The sequence below is a fragment of the Phaeobacter sp. JH20_26 genome (genome assembly GCF_048056275.1).
GTDB classification, from domain to species: Bacteria; Pseudomonadota; Alphaproteobacteria; order Rhodobacterales; family Rhodobacteraceae; genus Phaeobacter; species Phaeobacter bryozoorum.
In genome coordinates this window covers 119,491-142,111 of sequence record NZ_JAYMWL010000025.1, presented here as the reverse complement: position 1 = coordinate 142,111, position 22,621 = coordinate 119,491, and the positions used below count along the sequence as shown (strand labels likewise).

Annotated in this window: 26 protein-coding genes; 14 read left to right on the top strand and 12 right to left on the bottom strand. The window is 64.1% G+C overall.

Going from position 1 to position 22,621, the window contains the following annotated elements; genetic code table 11:
- Positions 1-12: 12 nt before the first annotated feature.
- Together VWY60_RS18705 and VWY60_RS18700 are read right to left on the bottom strand one after the other, a co-directional pair.
- Positions 13-456 carry a VOC family protein gene (locus tag VWY60_RS18705; RefSeq protein WP_340545981.1) on the bottom strand — a complete coding sequence of 148 codons (444 nt, stop codon included), beginning with the start codon at positions 454-456 and terminating at the stop codon, positions 13-15.
- A 190-nt stretch (positions 457-646) separates the two neighbouring features.
- Entirely contained in the window at positions 647-1,429 is a 783-nt protein-coding gene (locus tag VWY60_RS18700) for an alpha/beta hydrolase (RefSeq protein WP_416541414.1), read from the bottom strand.
- A 215-nt stretch (positions 1,430-1,644) separates the two neighbouring features.
- Between VWY60_RS18700 and VWY60_RS18695 the strand changes: the two genes are divergently transcribed.
- The 6 genes from VWY60_RS18695 to VWY60_RS18670 all read left to right on the top strand — a co-directional run bounded on the left by VWY60_RS18695 (position 1,645) and on the right by VWY60_RS18670 (position 7,531).
- On the top strand, positions 1,645-2,649 hold the full coding sequence (locus VWY60_RS18695; protein ID WP_416535192.1) for a DUF4105 domain-containing protein: 1,005 nt from the start codon (positions 1,645-1,647) through the stop codon (positions 2,647-2,649).
- 171 nt (positions 2,650-2,820) lie between these two features.
- Positions 2,821-4,767 carry a threonine--tRNA ligase gene (gene thrS, locus VWY60_RS18690; RefSeq protein WP_416541413.1) on the top strand — a complete coding sequence of 649 codons (1,947 nt, stop codon included), beginning with the start codon at positions 2,821-2,823 and terminating at the stop codon, positions 4,765-4,767.
- A gap of 234 nt (positions 4,768-5,001) precedes the next feature.
- Positions 5,002-5,307, top strand: a complete 306-nt coding sequence (locus VWY60_RS18685) for a DUF2282 domain-containing protein (RefSeq protein ID WP_340545985.1) — start codon at positions 5,002-5,004, stop codon at positions 5,305-5,307.
- 68 nt (positions 5,308-5,375) lie between these two features.
- The gene (locus VWY60_RS18680) at positions 5,376-6,239 is read left to right on the top strand and encodes a DUF692 domain-containing protein (RefSeq protein ID WP_416541412.1); all 864 of its coding nucleotides are present in this window, start codon (positions 5,376-5,378) and stop codon (positions 6,237-6,239) included.
- Positions 6,236-6,991, top strand: coding sequence for a putative DNA-binding domain-containing protein (locus VWY60_RS18675; protein ID WP_416541411.1), 756 nt, complete (start codon positions 6,236-6,238; stop codon positions 6,989-6,991). Before VWY60_RS18680 ends, VWY60_RS18675 begins: the two co-directional genes overlap by 4 nt.
- 3 nt (positions 6,992-6,994) lie before the next feature.
- Positions 6,995-7,531 (top strand): DoxX family protein, encoded by a 537-nt coding sequence (locus VWY60_RS18670; protein ID WP_260102340.1) that lies wholly within the window; start codon positions 6,995-6,997, stop codon positions 7,529-7,531.
- 78 nt (positions 7,532-7,609) lie between these two features.
- Here the strand turns inward: VWY60_RS18670 and VWY60_RS18665 are convergent, their stop codons facing one another.
- Together VWY60_RS18665 and VWY60_RS18660 are read right to left on the bottom strand one after the other, a co-directional pair.
- On the bottom strand, positions 7,610-7,978 hold the full coding sequence (locus VWY60_RS18665) for a hypothetical protein (RefSeq protein WP_260102341.1): 369 nt from the start codon (positions 7,976-7,978) through the stop codon (positions 7,610-7,612).
- Positions 7,979-8,018: 40 nt separating this feature from the next.
- Entirely contained in the window at positions 8,019-8,339 is a 321-nt protein-coding gene (locus VWY60_RS18660) for an arsenate reductase family protein (RefSeq protein ID WP_340545988.1), read from the bottom strand.
- 220 nt (positions 8,340-8,559) lie between these two features.
- Between VWY60_RS18660 and VWY60_RS18655 the strand changes: the two genes are divergently transcribed.
- Positions 8,560-8,766: a cold-shock protein gene (locus tag VWY60_RS18655; RefSeq protein ID WP_340545989.1), complete on the top strand. Its 207-nt coding sequence runs from the start codon at positions 8,560-8,562 to the stop codon at positions 8,764-8,766.
- 68 nt (positions 8,767-8,834) lie between these two features.
- Here the strand turns inward: VWY60_RS18655 and VWY60_RS18650 are convergent, their stop codons facing one another.
- From VWY60_RS18650 to VWY60_RS18630, 5 genes are read right to left on the bottom strand one after another with little or no spacing between them, the layout of a single operon-like run.
- Positions 8,835-10,301 (bottom strand): aldehyde dehydrogenase, encoded by a 1,467-nt coding sequence (locus VWY60_RS18650; protein ID WP_416541410.1) that lies wholly within the window; start codon positions 10,299-10,301, stop codon positions 8,835-8,837.
- Positions 10,302-10,312: 11 nt separating this feature from the next.
- Positions 10,313-11,350, bottom strand: a complete 1,038-nt coding sequence (locus tag VWY60_RS18645; RefSeq protein ID WP_416541409.1) for an LLM class flavin-dependent oxidoreductase — start codon at positions 11,348-11,350, stop codon at positions 10,313-10,315.
- A gap of 14 nt (positions 11,351-11,364) precedes the next feature.
- Entirely contained in the window at positions 11,365-12,273 is a 909-nt protein-coding gene (locus VWY60_RS18640) for a flavin reductase family protein (RefSeq protein WP_340545992.1), read from the bottom strand.
- The gene (locus tag VWY60_RS18635; protein ID WP_416541408.1) at positions 12,270-13,082 is read right to left on the bottom strand and encodes an alpha/beta fold hydrolase; all 813 of its coding nucleotides are present in this window, start codon (positions 13,080-13,082) and stop codon (positions 12,270-12,272) included. The genes VWY60_RS18640 and VWY60_RS18635 overlap by 4 nt, the downstream gene beginning before the upstream one ends.
- Positions 13,054-13,656 carry an amino acid synthesis family protein gene (locus VWY60_RS18630; protein ID WP_416541407.1) on the bottom strand — a complete coding sequence of 201 codons (603 nt, stop codon included), beginning with the start codon at positions 13,654-13,656 and terminating at the stop codon, positions 13,054-13,056. The genes VWY60_RS18635 and VWY60_RS18630 overlap by 29 nt, the downstream gene beginning before the upstream one ends.
- A gap of 100 nt (positions 13,657-13,756) precedes the next feature.
- On the opposite strand from VWY60_RS18630, the gene VWY60_RS18625 reads away from it, so the two are divergent.
- From VWY60_RS18625 to VWY60_RS18610, 4 genes are all read left to right on the top strand, one after another.
- Positions 13,757-14,461: a GntR family transcriptional regulator gene (locus VWY60_RS18625; RefSeq protein ID WP_416541406.1), complete on the top strand. Its 705-nt coding sequence runs from the start codon at positions 13,757-13,759 to the stop codon at positions 14,459-14,461.
- Complete coding sequence (locus tag VWY60_RS18620) at positions 14,439-14,876, top strand: carboxymuconolactone decarboxylase family protein (protein ID WP_340545996.1); 438 nt, start codon at positions 14,439-14,441, stop codon at positions 14,874-14,876. The genes VWY60_RS18625 and VWY60_RS18620 overlap by 23 nt, the downstream gene beginning before the upstream one ends.
- 94 nt (positions 14,877-14,970) lie before the next feature.
- The gene (locus VWY60_RS18615; protein ID WP_416541405.1) at positions 14,971-15,765 is read left to right on the top strand and encodes an arylmalonate decarboxylase; all 795 of its coding nucleotides are present in this window, start codon (positions 14,971-14,973) and stop codon (positions 15,763-15,765) included.
- A gap of 92 nt (positions 15,766-15,857) precedes the next feature.
- Complete coding sequence (locus tag VWY60_RS18610) at positions 15,858-17,015, top strand: M24 family metallopeptidase (RefSeq protein WP_416541404.1); 1,158 nt, start codon at positions 15,858-15,860, stop codon at positions 17,013-17,015.
- Positions 17,016-17,044: 29 nt separating this feature from the next.
- On the opposite strand, the gene VWY60_RS18605 is transcribed toward VWY60_RS18610, so the two are convergent.
- Both VWY60_RS18605 and VWY60_RS18600 read right to left on the bottom strand, forming a co-directional pair.
- Positions 17,045-17,521 (bottom strand): dihydrofolate reductase, encoded by a 477-nt coding sequence (locus tag VWY60_RS18605; RefSeq protein WP_340545999.1) that lies wholly within the window; start codon positions 17,519-17,521, stop codon positions 17,045-17,047.
- 12 nt (positions 17,522-17,533) lie between these two features.
- The gene (locus tag VWY60_RS18600; protein WP_340546000.1) at positions 17,534-18,367 is read right to left on the bottom strand and encodes a thymidylate synthase; all 834 of its coding nucleotides are present in this window, start codon (positions 18,365-18,367) and stop codon (positions 17,534-17,536) included.
- Positions 18,368-18,740: 373 nt separating this feature from the next.
- Here VWY60_RS18600 and VWY60_RS18595 point away from each other — a divergent pair, with 373 nt between their 5' ends.
- From VWY60_RS18595 to VWY60_RS18585, 3 genes are all read left to right on the top strand, one after another.
- Positions 18,741-19,676 (top strand): thymidylate synthase, encoded by a 936-nt coding sequence (locus VWY60_RS18595; protein ID WP_340546001.1) that lies wholly within the window; start codon positions 18,741-18,743, stop codon positions 19,674-19,676.
- Between the two features lie 4 nt (positions 19,677-19,680).
- Entirely contained in the window at positions 19,681-21,105 is a 1,425-nt protein-coding gene (locus VWY60_RS18590; protein ID WP_416541403.1) for a hypothetical protein, read from the top strand.
- A gap of 116 nt (positions 21,106-21,221) precedes the next feature.
- Complete coding sequence (locus VWY60_RS18585; protein ID WP_340546003.1) at positions 21,222-21,650, top strand: VOC family protein; 429 nt, start codon at positions 21,222-21,224, stop codon at positions 21,648-21,650.
- Positions 21,651-22,121: 471 nt separating this feature from the next.
- Here the strand turns inward: VWY60_RS18585 and VWY60_RS18580 are convergent, their stop codons facing one another.
- Positions 22,122-22,619, bottom strand: a complete 498-nt coding sequence (locus tag VWY60_RS18580; RefSeq protein ID WP_416535690.1) for a MarR family winged helix-turn-helix transcriptional regulator — start codon at positions 22,617-22,619, stop codon at positions 22,122-22,124.
- Between the last annotated feature and the right edge of the window lie 2 nt (positions 22,620-22,621).

Here is a 22,621-nt window from a genome sequence, read left to right as displayed (position 1 = left end):
TGTCACCTGTGCTTATCCCTCGGTTTGGGCGCCATAGCCGTTCCAGCGGAACGCGCCGTCATCGGACAGCGGCGAGAACGGGTTATGCGCGATTTCCCAGATATGGCCGTCCGGGGCGCGGAAATAGCCGATGGTGCCGCCCCAGAACACCTCTCCTGCCGGGCGCAGCACCGTGGCGCCAGCCGCCTCCGCCCGGGCCATCAGCGCCGCGACATCTGCCGCAGTGCGGGTGTTATGGCTCAGCGTCATCGCGCCGGTGCCCAGCTCATCCAGCGGCAGGCCAATATCCTCGGCCAGCGACGCCAGCGGATAAAGCCCCAGCGTCTGCGACATCAGATCAAAGGCAATGACCCCGTCGGGGCTGTCTGCGCGCTGCCAGCCAAGCGCCTCATAAAAGGCCGCCGCCCGCTCCATATCCGGCACGCCCAGTGTGATCAGGCTGATACGTTGCTCCATCGGATCCTCTCCTGCCCTTCTCCTGCCTCTGTCCTGCTCCTGTCGGCTGGCCCCCTTTCGGGCCGACCTGCGCTATGTGGCAGATCTTGTGCCAGATCATCCCGGACACTCTGCCATAGCCTGCGTCAGCTGTCGCGTGGTGGATGCAGGTCAGTACACCAGAACCTGCGCGCCCGCCCCGCCACTCAACCTAACCGATATCTGGCGCGCCAGATAGCCTCAGCACCTCCGCCACGGCGGTTTCGATCAGCGCCAGACAGGCCGGGTCGGAGAACCGATGGTCGGCGTCCTTCACCAGATGCAGGCGCATATCGGCGCAGGTGGCATGATCCAGCAGCCGCAGCGCGGTCTCGGTGCTGACGGCGGTGTCGGCGGTGCCCTGCAGGCAGCGCACCGGCATCGCCAGCACCAGCGGATCGCGCAGCACCAGATGGTTGCGCCCGTCCTCGATCATCCGTTTGGTGATGACATAAGGCTCCATGTAGTCGCTCGGCAGTTCGACCTGCCCGCGCGCCTCCAGCTCCGCCTTCTGGGGATCGGTGAAATTGGCCCAATAGCCATCCTCGGTGAAATCCGGCGCGGCGGCGATGGTGACCAGCCCGGCCACCCGCTCGGGCATCGCCCGCGCCAGGAGCAGCGCCTGCCAGCCCCCCATGGAGGAGCCAACCGGCAGGATCGCCCCTGTGGTCAATGCCTTTACCGCCGCCAGCGTATCCTGATGCCAGTCGCCGATGCAGCCCTCTTCAAAACGGCCGGAGCTTTCACCGTGGCCGGAATAGTCAAACCGCAGAAACCCGAGACCCCGCGCCCGGGCCCAGGCCTCCAGATGCACCGCCTTGGTGCCCTCCATATCGGATTTCAGCCCCCCCAGAAACACCAGCGTCGGCGCATCCTTGGCCGCGCCGGTGGCCGGGCTCAGGTGATAGGCCAGACGGCGGCCGCTGTCACAGTCCAGAAATTCGGTTGCTGCCATGGTCTCCCCCGCGATGCAGTCCGGTCATTATGCTGATGTCAGATCTGCCACGGCAGCCGCGCCGCCGCAATGGCCGGTTTCACCGCAGGAGGCACCGCCGGCAGATGGCTGGCGCCCGGATGCCGCCGCCCCGACCGCCTGATGCCCTTGCAGCCAGCCGCAGCGCTGCCTAGGGTCCGCGCGACATCAGAACCGCCGCAAATCAGGAGCCTCCCTTGACCCGTGCCCTCCGCCTTCTCTGCCTCGGGCTTCTCTGCCTGCTGATCCTGCTCGCCACTCTCTGGGGCGCGCTGGCGCTCTGGTACCGGCTGCCCGTGGACGGCCTCTGGCGTACAGCTGCGGCATCCGGCTTTGCGGGCCTTGGTCTGGCCACGCTCTGGGCGGTGATCCGCGGCCGTGCGCTGCGCGGGCTGGCCACCTTCTGCCTGGCGCTGGCCGCGCTGATCTGGTGGTGGGCAAGCCTGACCCCGCCGGCCGAGGCAAACTGGTCCCCCGATGTGGCCCGCCAGGTCACCGGCACCCGCGACGGCGATATCCTGACGCTGACAGATGTGCGCAATTTCGACTGGACCACACCGACCGACTTCACCCCGCGCTGGGAGACCCGCAGCTATGATCTCAGCCAGCTGACCACCGTCGATCTCTTCATGTCCTATTGGGCCGGACCGGAGATGGCCCATATGGTGGTCAGCTTCGGCTTTGCCGATGGCGCCCATATCGCCTGGTCGGTCGAGGTGCGGCGTCAGGTCGGCGGCGGCTTCTCCCCCGTCGCGGATCTGTTCAAGACCAATACGCTGGTGCTGATCGCCGCCGATGAACGCGATGTGGTGGGCACCCGCACCAATGCCCGCGGCGAGGATGTGCAGCTGTTTCGCATCAATACCGACCCCGACACTGCCCGCGCGCTGCTGATGCAATATGTCGAGGCCGCCAACCGGCTGGCCGCACAGCCGCAGTGGTATAATTCACTCACCTCGAATTGCACCACCGTGGTGATGACGATGATCCGCACCATCCTGCAGGATGTGCCGCTGGACTGGCGGCTGCTGGCCAATGGCTACCTGCCGGAATATGCCCATGAACAGGGCGTTCTGGCCGCAGGCTACAGCACCGAAGACCTGCGCGAACGCGGCAGCATCACCGCCAGGGCGCAGGCCCGGGGCATCACGCAAGACTACTCAGCCCTGATCCGCAAAGGTGTCCCAACCCCCGCCCGCTGATCCACCCCCCCTGATCCCGCTACTGCATCTTCTGGCAAAAAATATCCCGGGGAGCGCGAGGGGCTGGCCCCTCGCCTGCTTGACAGCCTCGCATACCCCTGCCAAACGGGCAGAACACCATAACCCGCAACCGGGCGTTCTGTGGGCGCCAAACCGACGAGGAGAGCCGATATGGCCCAAATCTCTCTCACCTTCCCCGATGGCAATGCACGCTCCTATGACGCAGGTATCACCCCTGCCGAGGTGGCCGCTGACATCTCGACCTCGCTGGCCAAAAAGGCCATCTCCGCCACCGTCAACGGGCAGCACTGGGATCTTCAGTGGCCGATCGACGCGGACGCCGCCATTGCCATCCACACCATGAAGGATGAGGTTCAGGCCAACGAGCTGATCCGCCACGATCTGGCGCATGTGATGGCGCGCGCGGTGCAGGACATCTGGCCCGACACCAAGGTCACCATCGGCCCGGTCATTGAAAACGGCTGGTACTACGACTTCGACCGGTCCGAGCCCTTCACCCCCGAGGACCTCGGCGCCATCGAGAAAAAGATGAAGGAAATCATCAACAAGCGTGATGAGGTCCGGACCGAGGTGTGGGAGCGCGACCGCGCGATCCGGCATTACACCGACAACAACGAACCCTATAAGGTCGAGCTGATCGAGAGCATCCCGGGCGATGAGCCGCTGCGGATGTACTGGCACGGCGACTGGCAGGACCTCTGCCGTGGCCCGCACCTGCAGCACACCGGCCAGCTGCCGGGCGATGCGTTCAAGCTGATGAGCATCGCAGGCGCCTATTGGCGCGGCGACAGCAGCCGCCAGATGCTGCAGCGGATCTACGGCGTTGCCTTCACCGGAAAGGAAAAGCTGAAGGCGCATCTCACCATGCTGGAAGAGGCCGCCAAACGCGACCACCGCAAGCTGGGCCGCGAGATGAACCTGTTCCACATGCAGGAAGAGGCGCCGGGCCAGATCTTCTGGCACCCCAACGGCTGGCGCATCTACACCACCCTTCAGGACTACATGCGCCGCATGCAGGACCGCGACGGCTATGTCGAGGTGAACACCCCGCAGGTGGTGGACCGCAAGCTGTGGGAGGCCTCGGGCCACTGGGACAAATACCAGGAGAACATGTTCATCGTCGAAGTCGATGAGGAGCACGCCCGTGAAAAGGCCGTGAACGCACTGAAGCCGATGAACTGCCCCTGCCATGTGCAGGTGTTCAATCAGGGCCTCAAATCCTACCGCGACCTGCCGCTGCGCATGGCTGAGTTCGGCTCCTGTGCGCGCTATGAGCCCTCGGGCGCGCTGCATGGCATCATGCGGGTGCGCGGCTTTACCCAGGACGACGGCCATATCTTCTGCGCCGAGGATCAGATCGAGTCTGAAACCGCAAAATTCATCGCCTTCCTGTCCAAGGTCTATGCCGATCTCGGCTTCCATGACTGGACCATCAAGCTCTCGACCCGCCCGGAAAAACGGATCGGCAGCGATGAGAGCTGGGATCTGGTGGAAAAGGCGCTAGGCGATGCCTGCAAGGCGGCGGGCTATGACTACGAGCTGCTGGAGGGCGAAGGTGCCTTTTACGGTCCGAAGCTGGAGTTCACCCTCACCGACGCCATCGGGCGGAACTGGCAGTGCGGCACCCTGCAGGTGGATCCCAACCTGCCCGAACGGCTGGATGCGAATTTCATCGGCCAGGACGGCAACAAGCACCGCCCCTTCATGCTGCACCGCGCCACGCTGGGCTCCTTCGAGCGCTTCATCGGTATCCTGATCGAGGAACACGCAGGCAAGCTGCCGTTCTGGCTGGCGCCGCGTCAGGTGGTTGTCGCCTCGATCACCTCCGACGCCGATGACTATGTGAACGAGGTTGTTGAGACCCTGCGCGCCGCCGGTGTGCGCGCCGAGGCCGACATCCGCAACGAGAAGATCAACTACAAGGTTCGCGAGCATTCGGTGGGCAAGGTGCCGGTCATCCTCGCCGTCGGCCACCGCGAGGTCGAAGAGCGCACCGTTTCCGTCCGCCGTCTTGGCGAAAAACAGACCAAGGTCGAAACCCTGGAGGCTGTAACAAAAGCGCTGGCGGTTGAGGCAACTCCGCCGGATCTTCTGTAACATTCCTGCGGTCTTTTGCTGATCTTTGCCTTTTTACCGGCCCCCACTTGCGGGGCCGGTTTCTTTTTGCGCATGGTTTTAAGGGTTCAGCAGCCACTTCGCTGTAATAAGCGGTCACGGCTGCTGACGCCCGCGTGAGACACAGGCTCGTGAATTCAAACACTTCTCAGGCTGAGCTAATGTCTGACCTGTAACAACCGCCTCGCAACCAAATTCCAAAGAAGGAAGACACCGATGTCCAACACCGCAAAATCCCTCGCCGTCGCTGGTGCCGTTGCTGCCGCACTGACCTCTGCCATGGTCACCCCGGCTGCCGCCCAGTCCAAAGAGAAATGCTATGGCGTCTCCCTCGCCGGTCAGAACGACTGCGCCGCCGGTCCCGGCACCACCTGCGCCGGCACCTCGACCGTCGATTATCAGGGCAACGCCTGGACCCTGGTCGATGCCGGCAGCTGCGAAGGTATGGAACTGCCCGCAATGGCCGATGGCAGCGACCGCAAGGGCTCGCTGGAGCCGCTGGAACGTGACCTGCCTGCATAAGCACAGGCCAGACCAGCGGGGCGGGGGATTTCTCCCGCCCTTTTTGTAACCGGATCAGAGGACCTGTCATGCTGGATGCCGCCCCTTCCCTGCCCGCCGCAGCCGGTGTTGGCTACAAGCCGCAGCATTTCGCCGATATTCTTGCAACGGTCGGCGCTGAGCGGCCGAGCCCGGTAAAATGGCTGGAAATCCACGCCGAAAACTACATGGGCGACGGTGGCCGCCCGATCGCGCAGCTGCGTCATCTGGCTGAACAGTTTGCCCTGTCGGTGCATGGCGTCGGCCTCTCTATCGGCGGCGACGGGCCGCTGGACGCCGATCACCTCGCCCGGCTGACGCATCTGGTGGGCTGGCTCAATCCCGCCAGCTTCTCCGAACATCTGGCCTGGTCCACCCACGACAGCCATTTCTACAACGACCTGCTGCCGCTGCCCTATACGGATGCCACGCTGGCGCGGGTCTGCGATCATATCAATCAGGTGCAGGACACCATCGGCCGCCGGATGCTGCTGGAAAACCCCTCCAGCTATCTCGCTTTTGCCGAGAGCAGCTGGTCAGAGCCTGAGTTTCTAACCGAAATCACCCGCCGCACCGGCTGTGGGCTGCTCTTGGATGTGAACAATGTCTTTGTCTCCGCCACCAATCTCGATTTTTCGCCGCAGGGCTATATCGACGCCTTTGCGCTGGATCAGGTTGGTGAAATCCACCTTGGCGGCCATGATGAGGATCAGGACGACCACGGCAAACCGCTGCTGATCGACAGCCACGGCGCCGAGGTGGTGGATCCGGTCTGGGCGCTGCTGGATTATACGCTGGCAAAATCCGGCCCCAAGCCTGTGCTGGTCGAGTGGGACACCGATGTGCCCGCCTGGCCGGTGCTGGAGGCCGAGGCCTCCCGTGCCGCAACCGCGCTGGAGCGGGTGCCGGCATGACTGTAAGCCAGACAGAATTCGCCCACGCCATGATGGATGCGGGCCAGCCGGTGCCTGAGGGGCTGCTGGATGCGACCGGCCAGCCGGCCGGGCGGCGGTTCAGCGTCTATCGCAACAATATCGCGGTCTCCCTGACCGAGGCGATGCACAGCGCCTTTCCCCTGATCGGCAAGCTGCTGGGCAAGCAGAACCTCGACGGGCTGGCGGGCATATATCTGCGCGCCCATCCGCCCTCCTCGCCGCTGATGATGCACTATGGCGCTGAGTTTCCCGCGTTTCTCGCCGGGATGGAGCAGCTGAAACATCTCGGCTATCTGCCCGATGCGGCGCGGCTCGACCTTGCCCTGCGCCGGGCGTATCACGCTGCCGACGCCACGGCGGTTGACCCGGCGCGTCTGGCAGCGCTTGCACCCGATCAGCTGATGGCGACCCGGCTGACACTGGCCCCCGCCGTCACCCTGCTGCGCTCGCCCTGGCCGATCTATGACATCTGGCGCTTCAACGCCGAACAGAACGCGCCCAAGCCCCGCCATATCGCGCAGGACGTGCTGATCACCCGGCCCGAATTCGACCCCATCGTTCAGGAGCTGCCCGCCGGGGGCGCGGACTGGATCACCGCCCTCATCGCTGGTGCCACGCTGGACGAGGCGCTGACCGCCGTTCAGGCCGACCAGCCGGATTTCGACCTCTCACACCCGCTCGCCCTGTTGCTGCAAGGCGGTGCAATCATTGACCTAGACCGCAAAGGATAACCGATGCACGCGCTTGTTTCCTCCTATACCTCGATCTTCGGCAAGGCTGACCGGCTGTCCGATATCATCGTCCCGACCCTGGCCCGGCTGGTCTTTGCCGCGGTGCTCTTGGTCTACTACTGGAACTCTGCCGGGCTGAAGACGGATGGTTCGATATTCTCGCCCTCTGCCGGCGCCTTTGGTCAGATCTTCCCCAAGGCCGCCGAGGCGGTGCTTTATGATGTCAGCCAGCTCAATATCTTTCAGCGGCTGGTGATCTTTGCCGGCACTGTCGCCGAATATGTGCTGCCCGCGCTGATCCTTGTTGGTCTGCTCACCCGTCTGGCCGCTCTTGGCACCATCGGTTTCATCTGGGTGCAGACCATCGTCGATGTGACCGGCCATGGCGTGAAACTGGGCAGTCTCTTTGACAACGCCATTGGTCTGGTCGACCAGCGGGTGATGTGGACCTTCCTGCTGCTGGTGCTGGTGTTCAAGGGGGCTGGTCCGCTGTCCCTTGATGCGCTGGCGCGGCGCGCCACGGCGCCTGCCACCGCCTGATCCGGCCAGTCCTCAAACATAAAAAGGCGCCCTGCATCCGCAGCGGCGCCTTTTTTCATTCCTTGCGTTCGATCCGGTTCAGAAATGCGCCTTCGGCTCATCCGGTTTGCCGGCAGCAAGCGCCAGCAGCCCGCCAAGAAGCGCCAGCGAGATCGGGAAGATGGTAAAGACATTAAGCCCGAACCCGGCATATAGCCCCGCCGCCGAGGCCAGCAGCAGCACCCCGCCCCAGAGCGCCCGCGACAGCGCCATCGCGCCACCGGCCAGCGCAAGGATGGGCGAGATCACGGCCAGGAGCCGCAGTTGTTCGACATCGTCGACCTGCCGGGCCACCCCGTCGATTTCGCCAAAATACTCCACGGCGGCGGTATAGCCATAGCCCGCAAACCCCACCACCATGCCGATCAGCCCGGCCACGATGCCCAGCACCAGCGCTGCATTGCGCATTGCCGCTCTCCTTACCTAATCCGATATGCAGATGGGGGTTCTAGCCCTCGACGCCAAGGGCGGCCTTGGTTTTGGCGTCCCAGCCGAGGTGCAGATGGTCACCGGATCTGATCAGCGGACGTTTCATCAGCGTCGGATGCGCCGTCAACAGATCCAGCGGCTCCCCCGCCCGCTCTGCCTCGCTCAACCCGCGCCATGTGGTGGAACGTGTGTTGACCAGCCGGTCGCCGAACTGCGCCAGTGCGGCCTGCAAAATCGCCTCCGGCACCCCATCGGCGCGCACATCCACCAGCTCCGCCTGCGGCAGCTGTTTCAGCGCCTTGCGGCAGGTGTCACAGGTCTTCAATCCATAGAGTTGCACGTTTTTTCCTTTCCCGAGGGGGCAGCTCAGCACAATTTATGGTAGAGCCGCACTGTTTTGCTTGATTTTTACATGGTCCGTGCAAAAGTTGAAACCGGGTTGGGACAACTTCCCCGGCCTGTTTTGTCTGCGCACTGCGGCAAAACCGATCACCCCGCTCTGCGCCGCGAAATTATCGTGTATTCAGGGCGGCTCACTAGCAGGAAGGAGACACGGGAACATGGCGAGTGGCACCGTGAAATGGTTCAATACAACCAAGGGCTATGGCTTTATCGAGCCTGAAGGCGGCGGCAAGGATGTGTTTGTGCACATCTCTCAGGTTGAGCGATCCGGGCTGACCGGGCTGACAGATAATCAGAAAGTCGATTTTGAAATGACCGAAGGGCGTGACGGTCGCCAGATGGCCAGCGACATCCGCCCACTGTGACCACACTCCGGCTGCGCCGGGGTTCCCCCTTGCGCGCAGCCACTCCGTGGCCTGCCCCAGCGCATCACCTAGCGCATCACAAAGGGATCCGGGATCGGATCGTCGCTGGTGCGCAGCCAGACCGTCTTTACCCTTGTGTAATCCAGCGCCGCCTGTAGCCCGCCCTCGCGGCCATGGCCGGATAGCCCGTGCCCGCCAAAGGGAGCGATGGGGCTGACCGCGCGATAGGTATTGACCCAGACAATGCCTGCACGAATGCCGCGGATCATGCGATGGGCACGGGTCAGGTCGCGGGTAAACACCCCAGAAGCAAGACCAAACGCGGTGTCATTGGCCAGCGCCAGCGCCTCGGCCTCGGTGTCAAAACCGCACACCGACAGGACCGGGCCAAAGAATTCCTCGCTCAGACAGGGCGCCTGCGGCGCGTTGCTGCAATCCACGATGGTTGGCGGAAAGAAGTGACCGGCCTGCGGCAACGGCTGCCCGCCAGTCACGATCCGCGCGCCCGCCGCAACCGAGGCCGCCAGCAAATCCTCCGCCCGGCGCATCTGCGCGCCGGTGCAGAGCGGGCCGATCTCGGTCTCCGGCGCGTCCGGTGCACCGATCCGGGCGCTTTCGGCCTTTTCTGTCAGACGGCGCAGAAAATCCGCCTTGATCCGGTTTGAGATGATCAGCCGGGAGCCCGCAACGCAGCTCTGCCCGGTGGCGGCAAAGATCCCGGCGACCTGCGCATTCACCGCACTGTCGATATCGGCGTCCTCAAATACGATGAAGGGCGATTTGCCGCCCAGCTCCAGCGAGGTGGAGGCAAGGTTCTCAGCTGAGTTGCGCACCACCTGGCGCGCGGTCTCCGGCCCGCCGGTAAAGGCCACGTGGTCAATCCCGGCATGGGCCGTCAGCACCGCGCCACAGTCGGCGCCAAAGCCGGTGATCACATTGAGCACCCCCGGCGGAAAACCGGCCTGATCAAAGATGCGGGCGAATTCCAGCATCGGCGCCGGGGCTTCCTCCGATGCCTTCAGCACCACGGTACAGCCCGCCGCCAGCGCCGGGCCGATCTTCACCGCGGCCAGAAACAGCTGCGAATTCCACGGCACCACCGCCGCCACCACCCCAAGCGGCTCGCGGCGCAGCCAGACTTCCATATCCGGTTTGTCGATCGGCAGATGGGCGCCTTCGATCTTGTCGGCGAGGCCCGCGTAGTAGCGGTAATACTCAGCCACATAGGCGATCTGGGCCGAGGTTTCGCGAATGATCTTGCCGGTATCGCGGGTCTCGATCCGGGCCAGGGTCTCGGCGTTTTCGGCAATCAGATCCGCCAGCCGGTAAAGCAGCCTGCCACGCGCGGTGGCGGTGATGCCCGCCCAGTCCGGTGCGTGGAACGCGGCACGGGCCGCTGCCACGGCCGCCTCCACATCCGCCGCGCGGGCCTCTGGCATCATCGCCCAGACCTCGCCGGTTGCCGGATCGCGGCTCTCGAAACGGGCGGAGCCATCCGAGAACACCCCGCCGATATACTGCTGGAACTGCTGCATGGTGATCCCCTTCAGGCAAAGGCCGGCATGACGTCGCGAATGAACCGTTCAAGCGAGGCGCGCTTGCGCTCAGAACTCATGCCGCTGTCGATCCAGAAACTGTATTCATCGTACCCCAGCGCCTCATAACCTTTGATCCGCGCAATCGCATCTTCGGCGGTGGCGATCACATTGTCACGCAGCATCGCCTCGGGCGAATAGAACGGATGGGCGGCAATCTCCGCCTCGCTCAACGGCGCGATCAGCCCCTGCGACACGGGCCGTTCGTTTTTGAACCAGGCGCCGAAGTAGCAGTAAAACCGGTTGATCTCCTCCGCTGCCTGCTGGGCGTCGGCGGCATCGGCGGCAATATAGGTGTGGTTCAACAGCATGATATCCGGGCGCGGCATATCCGGGAATTTGGCGCAGGCGGCCTTGAAGGTCTCCATCAGCCGGGTGATTTCCTCATCCCCCTGCCACAGCGGTGTCACCTGCACATGGCAGCCATTGGCAACGGCAAATTCATGGCTGTTGGGATCGCGGGCGGCGACCCAGATCGGCGGGCCGCCCGGTTGCAGCGGTTTGGGCGAGGAGGTGGTGGCCGGAAAGGAATGATAGGCACCCTCCTGCGCGTAATCGCCCTGCCACAGCCCCCGTAGCGCCGGGATCAGCGCGCGCATCCGCTGGCCTGCGTCCCAGGCATCCATGCCCGGCACCATCCGTTCGTATTCGTAGCTATAAGCGCCGCGCGCAATGCCGAGTTCCAGCCGCCCGTCCAAGATCATATCGGTCATCGCCGCCTCCCCTGCAAGGCGGATCGGATGCCAGAACGGCGCGATGATGGTGCCGGTGCCAAGCCGCACGTTGCGGGTCTGGCGCGCCAGATCGACAAGGTTCAGGAAAGGGTTCGGCGCGATGGTGAAATCCATCCCGTGATGCTCCCCGGTCCAGACCGCGTGCATCCCGCCCTGATCGGCGATTTTGGCCAGGGTGACGAAATCATCGTAGAGATCCCGCTGGTCCTGCTCCGCCGACGTGCGTTCCATATGGACAAAAAGAGAAAAGCGCATGATGCCACCTGCCGTTATGCGATCTGGCGGATTTCGCCGCTGCGTTGATTGCCTGAATAGATGCCGAAATCGCCGAGAGCCGCCTCGCGGGTGAAGCGGTCCAGCATAGCAAGGATCGCCGGATCGCTGACATCGTCCAGCGCGCTGCTGTCCAGCGGCACAAAGACCCCGCGCGACGGGGTGCCGGTGGCGCCATGGCACAGAAAGGCGATATGCTGGCGTTTGCGGGCAACGTCCTCATAGATCGAATAGACAAAGCCCGGCTCGCCGCTCAGCCCTGTTTCGGCGATCAGTCGGCGCATGGTTGCGGCAGCGCCTTCGGCATCGACCAAGGCCTCCGGCAACGTAGATCCGCCGTATCCGTCATCGACCAGCAGCACCGCGCCGTCGCGCTCGATCAGGGCCGAGATCACCAGATCTGGACCGGCCACCGCCGCCTCTGCGGTCATTGCAGGCGTCACATAGGCACCGCGCGCATAGCCAAGCCCGGGGCTGGTGCCGGTGCCAAAGGCGCGGACCTCGCCGATCAGGATCACATGATCGCCCGCCTCAACCGTCTTGTGCAGGCTGCAATCGAACCAGGCCGACACCCCGTCGATCAGCGGCGAGCCCGCAGGCCCCCGGTGCCAGCTGATGCCCGCAAACCGGTCCTCAGCCGGGCGGGCAAAGGTATTGGAAATCTCGATCTGCGTCTCCGCCAGCACATTGACGGCAAACCCCTCGCCGCCGACCAGCGCGTCGTAGTTGCGCGAACTATTGGCCAGACAGACCAGCAGCAGCGGCGGATCCAGCGAAACGGAGGTAAAGGAATTTGCGGTGAACCCGATGGGCCGACCCCCGGCATCATGGGAGGTGACCACCGTCACCCCGGTCATGAAGCTGCCAAAGGCCTGACGCAGGGCGCGTGGATCAAGGGGTGTCATGACGGATCCTCCTCAGGGGTGGGCGTGGCGAGCCAGTCGCGCAGATGGGCGGTGACCAGATCCGGCGCGGTCAGGTTCACCATATGGCGGTGCCCTGTGATGGTCACCGCGCGCCCCCGGCGCACCCGCAGCGCCATGGCCTGCGACATCTCAGGCGTGGAATTGGGATCGCCATCGCCGGTGATGGCCAGAAATGGACAGGCAATCTCGGCCAGCCGCCCGGCATAGGTCGCATCGCCCCGCGCAAAAGCCGCATAGGCGGTGGCGTAGCCTGCGGGATCAACCGATTTCAGCCAACCCGCAACCCGGTCACGGGCGTCGATATCGGTCGGGCTGTCGCCGAACCAGCGGGCCAGCGGCGTGTCCAGATCGCAGCGACCCGCAGCGATCTCAGCGGCGCGGGACTGAACGGCCGTCCGCGCCGCCGGATCACGGCAGAAGACGCCGTTCAACAGCGCCACCCGTGTGGTCAGCGCCGGGTGGCTCACTGCGAAACCGGTCGCGATCAGCGCCCCCATCGAATGGCCCGCCAGGCTGACCGGGCCGAGGTCCAGCGCCCGCAGCACATCCCTGAGCCAGACCACGAAATCCGGCAGTTCGCTGTCCTCAGGCAGCGGCGCGCTGCCGCCATGCCCCGGCAGATCCGGCGCAATCACCCTATGGGTCCGGCTCAGATCCTCGATCTGCGGTCCCCAGGCTGCCGATTGCATTCCGACACCGTGCAGGAGCACCAGCGCAGGCCCCTGCCCGCAGTCGCGCAGCGCGACGCTGCGGGTGGGCTCAGACAGCTGCAGGGTTGTCGACATCATTGCCAAGCTCTTTCAGATCCTGATAGCGGTCGCCGATCCGGTGATGCGGCCGCCCGCCGATCGACGCGCCAAGCGCGATCAGCACCTCATCGGCACCGGGCGCATCGGCGACGGAGGTCTGGATGGTGAGGTAATGCGACCGTCTGCCGCCATCGCATTTATCCATCAGCGGGATCATCAGCGGCGCATTGGCAGGCCCGCGCGTATTGCAGAATGACAGGTAGGATTTGGCCCCCACAGCGCTGCGGTAGGGATTGCCGAATTGCAGTGTGTGGATCAGGGCGGAGGCATGTTCCACCTCGCCGTTCATCCCGACGATGGCGGATTTTCCATAGCCCTCGACCCGGTCACCACCGCCTGCGGCCTCCAGAATCATCCCGGTCAGCAGGGCACCCAGACCGGGTGCGCAGTCCCGGATCTGCGGCGTCAGATCCTCGACAAACCCCTGCCCTGCCCAAGGATTGCGAATAACGGCGATGGCGGCAATCAGCGTCAGCGGCACCGGCGCCGCCTTGCCGCCTTCGATCAGGGTCTTTTCGACGTGAAGCAGGGTTTTGCGGATGATGGCGGGCATGGGAATCTCCTGATCGGCAGCTCTGCGGTATCATGGTATACCATTATACGATATGTCAATCATACTTGCCGCAGCCCAGACGCGCTGCTATGGAAATCCCATGGAACCCAGCCAGACAACGCTCCGCAAAATCGAAAGAGCCCCGCAAACCCTGCGCGATATCGTGCAGGAACGGATGCGGGAGGCGATCATCGACGGCCATTTCGCCCCCGGGGAGCGGCTGGTGGAACGCCCGCTCTGCGATCAGCTGGGTGTGAGTCGCACCGTGATCCGCGAGACGATCCGCTATCTTGAGGCTGAGGGGCTGGTCGAGATCATCCCCAATCGCGGCCCGGTCGTGGCCCGCCTGACCTGGGATCAGGCGCGGCAGATCTACGATGTGCGCCGCCAGCTGGAAGCGGCAGCGGCAGCGGCCAGCGCCGAGGTGCAGCGGCCGGAGTTTGCCGCCGACCTCAGCCGCGCGCTTGCCGAGGTCGAGGCGTCGATGAGTGACACCGAATGGGGCCATCTGCTGCGCGCCACCACCGGCTTTTACCAGCTCATATTCCTTGAGGCCGGCCATACGATTGCCTGGGATATCGTGCAGCGGCTGAACGGTCGGATCAGCCGGTTGCGCGCCCTTACCATCGCGGCAAAGGACCGCGAAACCTCCGGCATGAGCCATATGACCGCCATTCACGATGCCATTCTCAGCCGCAACCCTGAGGCCGCGCGCCGGGCGGTTGAGACCCATATCGCCGATGCTGCCCGCACGGCCGAACGCTTCCTGAAGGAGCCAGCAGATGAGCCGTCCAACGACACCTGACACACCCGGCGCCACAGCCCACCGGACCAGCACCTTTGACGAGGATCTGTTCCTGAAGGGTCTGGAGCAGCGCAAGGCCACCCTTGGCGCGGCATATGTGGAAAAGAACCTCGCCGCCGCGGATGAGTTCACCCGCCCCTTTCAGGAGGCGATGACCGCATGGTGCTGGGGCTTTGGCTGGGGCGATGACACGATAGATGCCAAGACCCGGTCGATGATGAACCTTGCCATGATCGGCGCGCTTGGCAAGATGCACGAATGGGAGCTGCATTGCCGGGGGGCGGTGAACAATGGTGTCAGCCGCGAAGAGATCCGCGCGATTATCCACGCGGTTGCGATCTATTGCGGCGTTCCGCAGGGGCTGGAGTGTTTCCGCGCCGCCCGGACGGTTCTGGACCAGACAGACGCGGGCTGACACCGCAGCCGCACCGGCCCGCAGAAGCCAGTCCTCCCCCTCCTCACAGCGCAACGTCAACAGGCCAAGAGCCGACAGCGAGGTACCTTCTCAGATGTTTCAATCCGGTCAAACCGTTCAGTCCAGCCCCCGCACCCCGCTGATGGGCAAGGGCACCGCCCATCGCGCCAGTCTCGGCTTTATCCTGATGTCCACCGATCTGGCCTGCGAAACCGACCTCTTTGCCATGGCGCCCGAAGGGGTCGGCGTGCATATCACCCGGCTCAGGACCGATGACTACACCACCAACGCGACCTTGGCGCGGCACATCGACCACATGGCCGAGGCGGCCGGCCGGCTGCAACCGGATATGAACCCTGAGGTCATCGCCTATTGCTGCACCTCCGGCTCGATTGTCTGCCGGGAAGAGAACGTCTTTCGCGAAATCCGCAAGGGCGCGCCGCAGACGCAGCCGATGACCATTGTTACCGGCGTCATGGACGCGCTGCGCGAAGTCGGCGCCAAGCGGATCGTGGTCGGCACGCCCTATCTTGACGATATCAACACCGCCGAGGCGGAATATCTGCTGGCGGCCGGGTTTGATATCCTCGACATTCAGGGGCTGCGGCTGGAAACCGGTCTGGAATTCGGCCGGGTCGAACCCTCCTACTGGAAGGAATTTGCGCTGGAGATTGATCAGCCGGAGGCCGATGCGATCTTTCTCTCCTGTAGCGGCATTCGCGCGCTTGAGGTGGTGGATGAGATCGAACAGGCCGCAGGCAAGCCGGTGATCACGTCCAATCAGGCGCTGATGTGGTCCTGCCTGCGCCGGGCCGGAATCACCGATCAGTTGCAGGGGTTTGGGCAGATTTTCCAACATCCCGGCCACGCGCTGACGCCAACCCTCTGACCCCGACACTCTGCCCCCGGCCGGAGCCCTCCCGGTGCCGGTTTCTGAGCCCTCAACGCCCGACGGGCGGTCCACCTGCAAAGAAGATCACCATGACAGCACCTCTCGCGATGCGCGGATTTCCCGAAACAGAATACGCCGCCCGTACCAGGCGGGCACAGGCCCGTATGGCCGAAGCCGGTTTCGACGCGCTGCTCTTGATGACCGAACCCGACGTGCAGTATTTCACCGGTTTTCAGACGCTGTTCTGGCAAAGCCCGACGCGCCCGTGGTTTGTGCTGATCCCCGCCAGCGGCAAACCGATTGCCATCATTCCCGAAATCGGCGCCAGCCTGATGCGGCGCAGCTGGCTTGACGATATTCGCTGCTGGTCGGCGCCCGCGCCCGAAGATGACGGCATCAGCCTGCTGGTCGAGGCGCTGTCGCCGCTGAAGACGCTTGGCGTGATGAAGGGACATGAGACCCATCTGCGGATGCCGCTGGGCGACTGGGAACGGCTGATGGACGCCCTGCCCGACCTTCGCATTGCCGACGCAACCGGGCTGGTGCAGGGGCTGAGGATGGTGAAATCCCCGGCGGAAATCGACAAGCTCGCCCGGATCTGCGCCATTGGCTCTGCGACCTTTGCTGCGGTGCCGGAATTCGCCCGCGAAGATGTGCCGCTGGACGAGGTGTTCCGCGCCTTTCGCCGCGAGGCGCTGGCGCAGGGGGCCGATGGCGCGCCCTATGTGGTCGGGGCCAGCGCGCAGGGCGGCTATGCCGATGTGATCTCGCCGCCCGATGCCACACCGCTGGCGGCAGGGGATATCCTGATGCTGGACAGCGGCATGGTGCTGGACGGCTATTACTGCGATTTCGACCGCAACTGGGCAATTGGCCATGCCGATGACACCGCGCGCCGCGCCTATGATGTGCTGTGGCGCGCAACCGAAGCCGGACTGGCCGCCGCCCGCCCCGGCAACAGCTGCCGCGATCTGTTTCAGGCGATGTCTGCGGTGATTGCAGAGATGGACGACAGCGGCGGCGACATTGGCCGTCTGGGTCACGGGCTGGGCTTGCAGCTGACCGAACAGCCCTCACACGCCGCCTTTGACACCACCGAGCTGCAAGAGAACATGGTCCTGACGCTGGAGCCATCGCTGTCCTATGGCGACGGGCTGATGATGGTCCATGAGGAAAACATCGTGGTGACGCCGCAGGGGGGCCGCCTGCTCAGCACCCGTGCGGCGCCAGAGCTGCCGGTGATCTGAGCTGTGACAGACCGGCGCGCGGCACAGACCTAGCGGCGCATGTACTCCACCACCACGCAGGCCGGTGCCTCGCTGCGGATCTGGGTCTGGCTGGCGATCCCCCACTGCCCGGCCCGGAACGGCGGGAAATAGGTATCGGCGTCCTCGACCTCGGTCTCGACCTCGGTGATCAGCATCCGGTCAGCGATCTCCATCAGACCTTCGTAGATCCGCGCGCCGCCAATGCCGTAAATCCGGTGATAGCCCTGCGCGCGCGCCTCCGCCAGGGCGGCCTCGATGCTGGGGCAGACCAGATCGGCGGCATCCGGGTTTGAGGACACCACCAGATTAAGCCGGTTCTTCAACGGCTTCACCGGCAGGCTGTCCCAGGTATTGCGCCCCATGATCAAAGCCCCGCCCAGCGTTTCGCGCTGAAAAGACTTCAAATCCTCCGGCGCCTGCCAGGGGATCGTATTGTCCTTGCCAATGGCGCCATTCTGGTCGCGGGCAACAATAAGCGTGATCATGTCAGTCCTCTCTCAAACCGCAACCGGAGCTTTGATGCCCGGATCGGGGGTGTAATTCAGCACTTCGAAATCGTCATATTTGAAGTCAAAAATGGAGGGCACGTCGCGCGTGATGCGCAGCTCCGGCAGCGGCTGCGGCGTACGCGACAATTGCAGGGTCACCTGATCCATATGGTTGGAATAGATATGGGCATCACCGATGGTATGGATGAAATCCCCTGCCTCATAGCCGGTCACATGCGCCAGCATCTTCAGCAGCAGCGCATAAGAGGCGATGTTGAACGGCACGCCGAGGAACATGTCTGCCGACCGCTGGTAGAGCTGCAGGTGCATCCGCCGCCCCTGCACCCGCACCTGCCACAGGGTATGGCAGGGCGGCAGCGCCATATCGGGCACGTCGCCGGGGTTCCAGGCGGTGACAATCAGGCGGCGGCTGTCGGGGCTTTTGCGGATCATCTCCACCAGCTGCGCAATCTGATCGACCGTGCCCGCCCGATAAAGCGGCTCATCGCCACTGGTGCCGGGCACCAGCTCAAGCCGTGGAAAATGCCGCCACTGATGACCATAGACCGGCCCGAGGTCGCCGTTCTCATCCGCCCATTCGTCCCAGATCGACACGCCATTGTCCTTCAGGTAGCCGATATTGGTGTCGCCGGACAGGAACCACAGAAGCTCGTGGATGATGGAACGCAGATGCAGCTTCTTGGTGGTCACCAGCGGGAATCCATCGGCCAGCGGATAGCGGGTCTGCATCCCGAAACAGGAGATGGTCCCGGTGCCCGTGCGGTCACTGCTGGCCTCGCCGTGTTCCAGAATATACTGCAGGGCCTCATGGTACTGGCGCATTGCGATCTCTCCCTCGTGATCTGCCTGCCGTCGGGGCGCAGAGCGCGCCCGCAGGTTTTCTCCTCTGTCTAGCCTGCCGCCGCCCCCGATCTCAAGAGTGTGTAAGCCGCAGCCGCAGGGCGCCCCGCACCCAGACACCTGCCCAGACAGTCGGCCAGACACCGGCCCGACATCCATTCGGACATCTGCCCCCAAAGTGGCGCAGCTGATCCACACCCTAGCGGCTTGCCCTGCCCCGCGCACCCCGCAACAAAAAGGTCACCGATGCGCCACGGTCGGCTGCGGACAGCCCAGGCGGCGCGGCAATTCAATTGACTTTCCGCAACCATGACAAGACACTGCCGCAAACAAAGAAAATTTGAGGTCAGTTCATATGAAGCGGGCAATGCTTGGACTTGCGGCAGCAACGCTGCTGTCGGCATGTGGCGGGGGCACCAACCCCTTTGACACGGGGGATGATACCGATGGTGGCACCACCGATCCGATTGTCCCCGAAGTGCTGGCATCTGACGTTGATAGCGTCGCCTATGACGCCGCTGCGGGCACATTGGTGATCAGCGGTCTCAGCCTTGACGACACACCGTTTTCCGCCAACTACCGCCGCCGCCCGGCGCTCGACCGCGAGGGCTATCAGGCCTATACCGCGCAGGACAGCTCGCTTGACCGTCATGTCACCGCCTATGTCCGTGAAATCGAAAACGGCGGCTTTGCAGTGGCCGTCGCCACCGGCGGTCAGTTCTCCTATTATTTTGCCGGCACCAGCTTTGGCCGTCGCGGCGGCTATTCCGCCCCGACCGAAGACGTCGCCTCCGGAGGTGTGGTGAGCTATGCTGGCACCTATGTGGGCCTGATGAACATTGCAGGCGATGGCGGCGATCTGCTGCCCGTCGCCCCCGGCACCCCGGCTGACATTCGCCCGGCCCAGTCGGCCGAGGTCACCGGCGATGCCTTCGTCAATGCCGATTTCCGCGACAATGTCGTCAATGGCACCATCTACAACCGCCAGATTGAGCCGACCACAGCGGGCGGCACCCCGCAGACGCTGGTGACACTCGACCTCGCGCCCACCGATATTGCCGACAATGGCACCTTTACCGGCACCGCCTCGCAGGTGGTCAACGGCACCCGCACCAATGTCGGCACCTATGGCGGCATCTTCGCTGGGACCGATGCCACATCGGTTGCCGGGTCCGTCTTTGCCCAGAACCACGTCGAGAATATCGACGGCATCGAGGAATACGGGATCTTTGTTCTGGGCCAATGCGGCACCGCAGAAAGTTCGGCCGTCTGCGATCAGCCGGTACCCTGATCTCATGCGGCGCTGTCTGGCCGCAGCCCTGACGCTGGCGCTGCTGCACGCAGCGCCGGCAACGGCGACCGAGCCGACCCCCGAACATCATCTCAGCCTGGAACAGGGCCGCCTGCTGGCGGCGCATTCCCTTGGCACCGGCAAACCGGAGCTGACTCTGGACCTGACCCGCGCCCTCTTGCGGGCCGACCGGCGCGATCACCTGGCCTGGTACCTGCGGGCCGCCGCGCAGGCGCAGCTGAAATCGCCCGGCGCCGGGCGCCGCTCTGCGGCGCGCGCCTATCGCTTTGCCCCTGACAGCGCAGGCAAATTCCGCGCAGCCCAGCTGGCCGCACGGCTGGCGGTGCAGGACGCCCGGCCGACGCTGGCGCAGGTCTGGCTGCGCCGCACCGTCATTCACGCCCCCGATGAGATCAGCGAAACACGCATTGCCGCCGACTATAAGGTCCTGCGGCGGATCAACCCCTGGTCCTTCCAGCTGCGCGGCGAGCTGAAGCCCTCAAACAACGTCAACAACGGCGCCGACAACACGCTGGAAGTGATCGACGGCGTGCCGACACTGGGCCGATTTGGTCCCCGGTCGGTGGCACTGGAGGGGACCGTTGCCGTGCTCGATGCCGCGATCGGCTACCGCCTGCGGGAAAGCCGCAGCAGCCTCACCACGCTGAGGGCGCGCGGCTATGTCCAGCGGGTGGCACTGTCGTCAGCCGCCAAGGCCAAGGCCGCCCCCCTCGCCCAGCAGTCCGGCACCACGGTGCCGCGCAACAGCGAATTCGGATCGACCTACGGCGAGATCACCCTGACCCATGCCTTTGCCGCTGGCCCGCCCGAACGCAAAGGCTCCGCCGCCCTCGGGCTCAGCTTTGGGACCGCCTGGTATGGCGGCGACAAAAGCTATGATCTGGTCAAACTGACCGCCCGGCGCAGCTGGCAGCTGTCAGCGCGCACCGGACTGACACTGGATGGCATGGCAGAACAGCGGCTCGACCCGCGCGGCCCCTCGCAGGATGGCGAGGTGTTCGGCCTGGGCCTCCGTGTCAATCGCGCGCTGCAAAATGGCGATCAGATCGACGTCAGCCTTGCGCTGCGCGACAGCAGATCGGGCCATGTGAACACTTCCAGCCGCAGCGCCACGCTGCGGCTCGGCTATCACTTCGCCAAACCGCTGGGGCCGGCCAAAATCAGCACCGGACTGATCCTTGGCCAATCCGACTACCCGCAGTTCATCGCAGGCTTCCCCGCCCGCTACCTGGCCGATGGCCGCGAAGACCGGTCCTATTATGCCGATGTGAACCTCTTCTTCGAGGACTACGACTATGCCGGATTTGCCCCGACGCTGCGCCTGCGCGCGGGCAAAAAAGACAGCAATCACAGCCGTTTCCAGTCGCGCGAGCTATCGCTCTCGCTGGGTGTTCAGTCCAAATTCTAAGCGGATCCCGCAATCGCTCTGGTCACCGGCTCCGGACGCATTATGGTCAGGGGCCTGAGATATCTGACACGAGGCCGCGCCCCTGGGCCAGCCGTCCTGACATGAGGAACACACCGATGCCGCTGAAATATCTGCACACTATGGTTCGCGTCAAAGACCTGGAGACATCCATGGCCTTCTACCAGTTGCTGGGTCTCAAGGAGACCCGACGCTACGACAGCGAAAAAGGCCGCTTCTCGCTGATCTTCATGGCCGCCGAAGGGCAGGAAGAAACCCCGATCGAGCTGACCTATAACTGGGACGGCGATGATGGCCTGCCCAGCGACAGCCGCCATTTCGGCCATCTGGCCTATGGTGTGGATGATATCTATGCCACCTGCCAGCATCTGATGGACAATGGTGTCACCATCAACCGCCCGCCGCGCGACGGCCACATGGCCTTTGTCCGCTCGCCCGATAATATCTCGATCGAACTGCTGCAGAACGGCGACGCGCTGGACCCGGCAGAACCCTGGGCCAGCATGGAAAACACCGGCAGCTGGTAAGCCGCAACCGCCAGGAGGGCAGCACCGTCATCGCGCGCCCTGTCCTCCCGGCGCCTGACGGCGCGGCGCTTGACCTCTGCGGCATATCTGTGCCGCCCTGCGCGCAGGCCGCCAAGCCGCACCGCACCGCACTGTCCCAGCCGCACCGCACTGTCCCAGCAGTGTCCCAGCCGCACCATCAGGGCATGCCAACCCGCAGGGCACGCAAAATTGCACCAGCCGGTTGCCCCGGTGGTGTGTCAGCCATGCTGCTGTCCGAAAAGATGGTCCAAGCCTGATGGGCCTTCTGGTCCCCGGATCCGCTCCGCTCCCGGCCTTCTGCCCGGTCAGCGTCGGTATGGCTTGGTCAGATCAGCTGCCGCGCAGCAAATCAAAAGGGTCAGGCATATCGGTGATAGTCGGCGTTCTGCCGAGAGGGATATGCGTTGCGACCGATGGAACACGCCCCGTTTCAGGCGTGCAAAACCCGGCTCAATAGATGTAGCGGATCTGGTCGGACCAGTAACGCTCCACCCGCTTCAGCGAGGCTGTGATATCCGCGATGCCCTCGCTGCTGATCACACCTTTGCCTTCCAGGCCTTCTGCGTGGCGCGAAAACAGCGCCGCAACAATATCACGAATCTCGCGACCGCGCTCGGTCAGGCGCACCCGGACCGAACGGCGATCAATCTCGCAACGCTGGTGGTGCATATAGCCCATCTCGACCAGTTTCTTCAGGTTGTAGCTGACATTGCTGCCCTGATAGTAGCCGCGTGATTTCAATTCGCCCGCCGTGACCTCATTGTTGCCGATATTGAACAGCAGCAGTGCCTGAACCGCATTGATCTCCAGCACGCCGACACGCTCAAACTCGTCCTTGATGACGTCCAGCAGCAGACGGTGAAGACGCTCAACCATTGCGAGCGCCTCAAGGTAGCCAGTCATGAACCCTTTGGTGTCCTGCTGGCCGATTGGCATTTCCATACTCATCC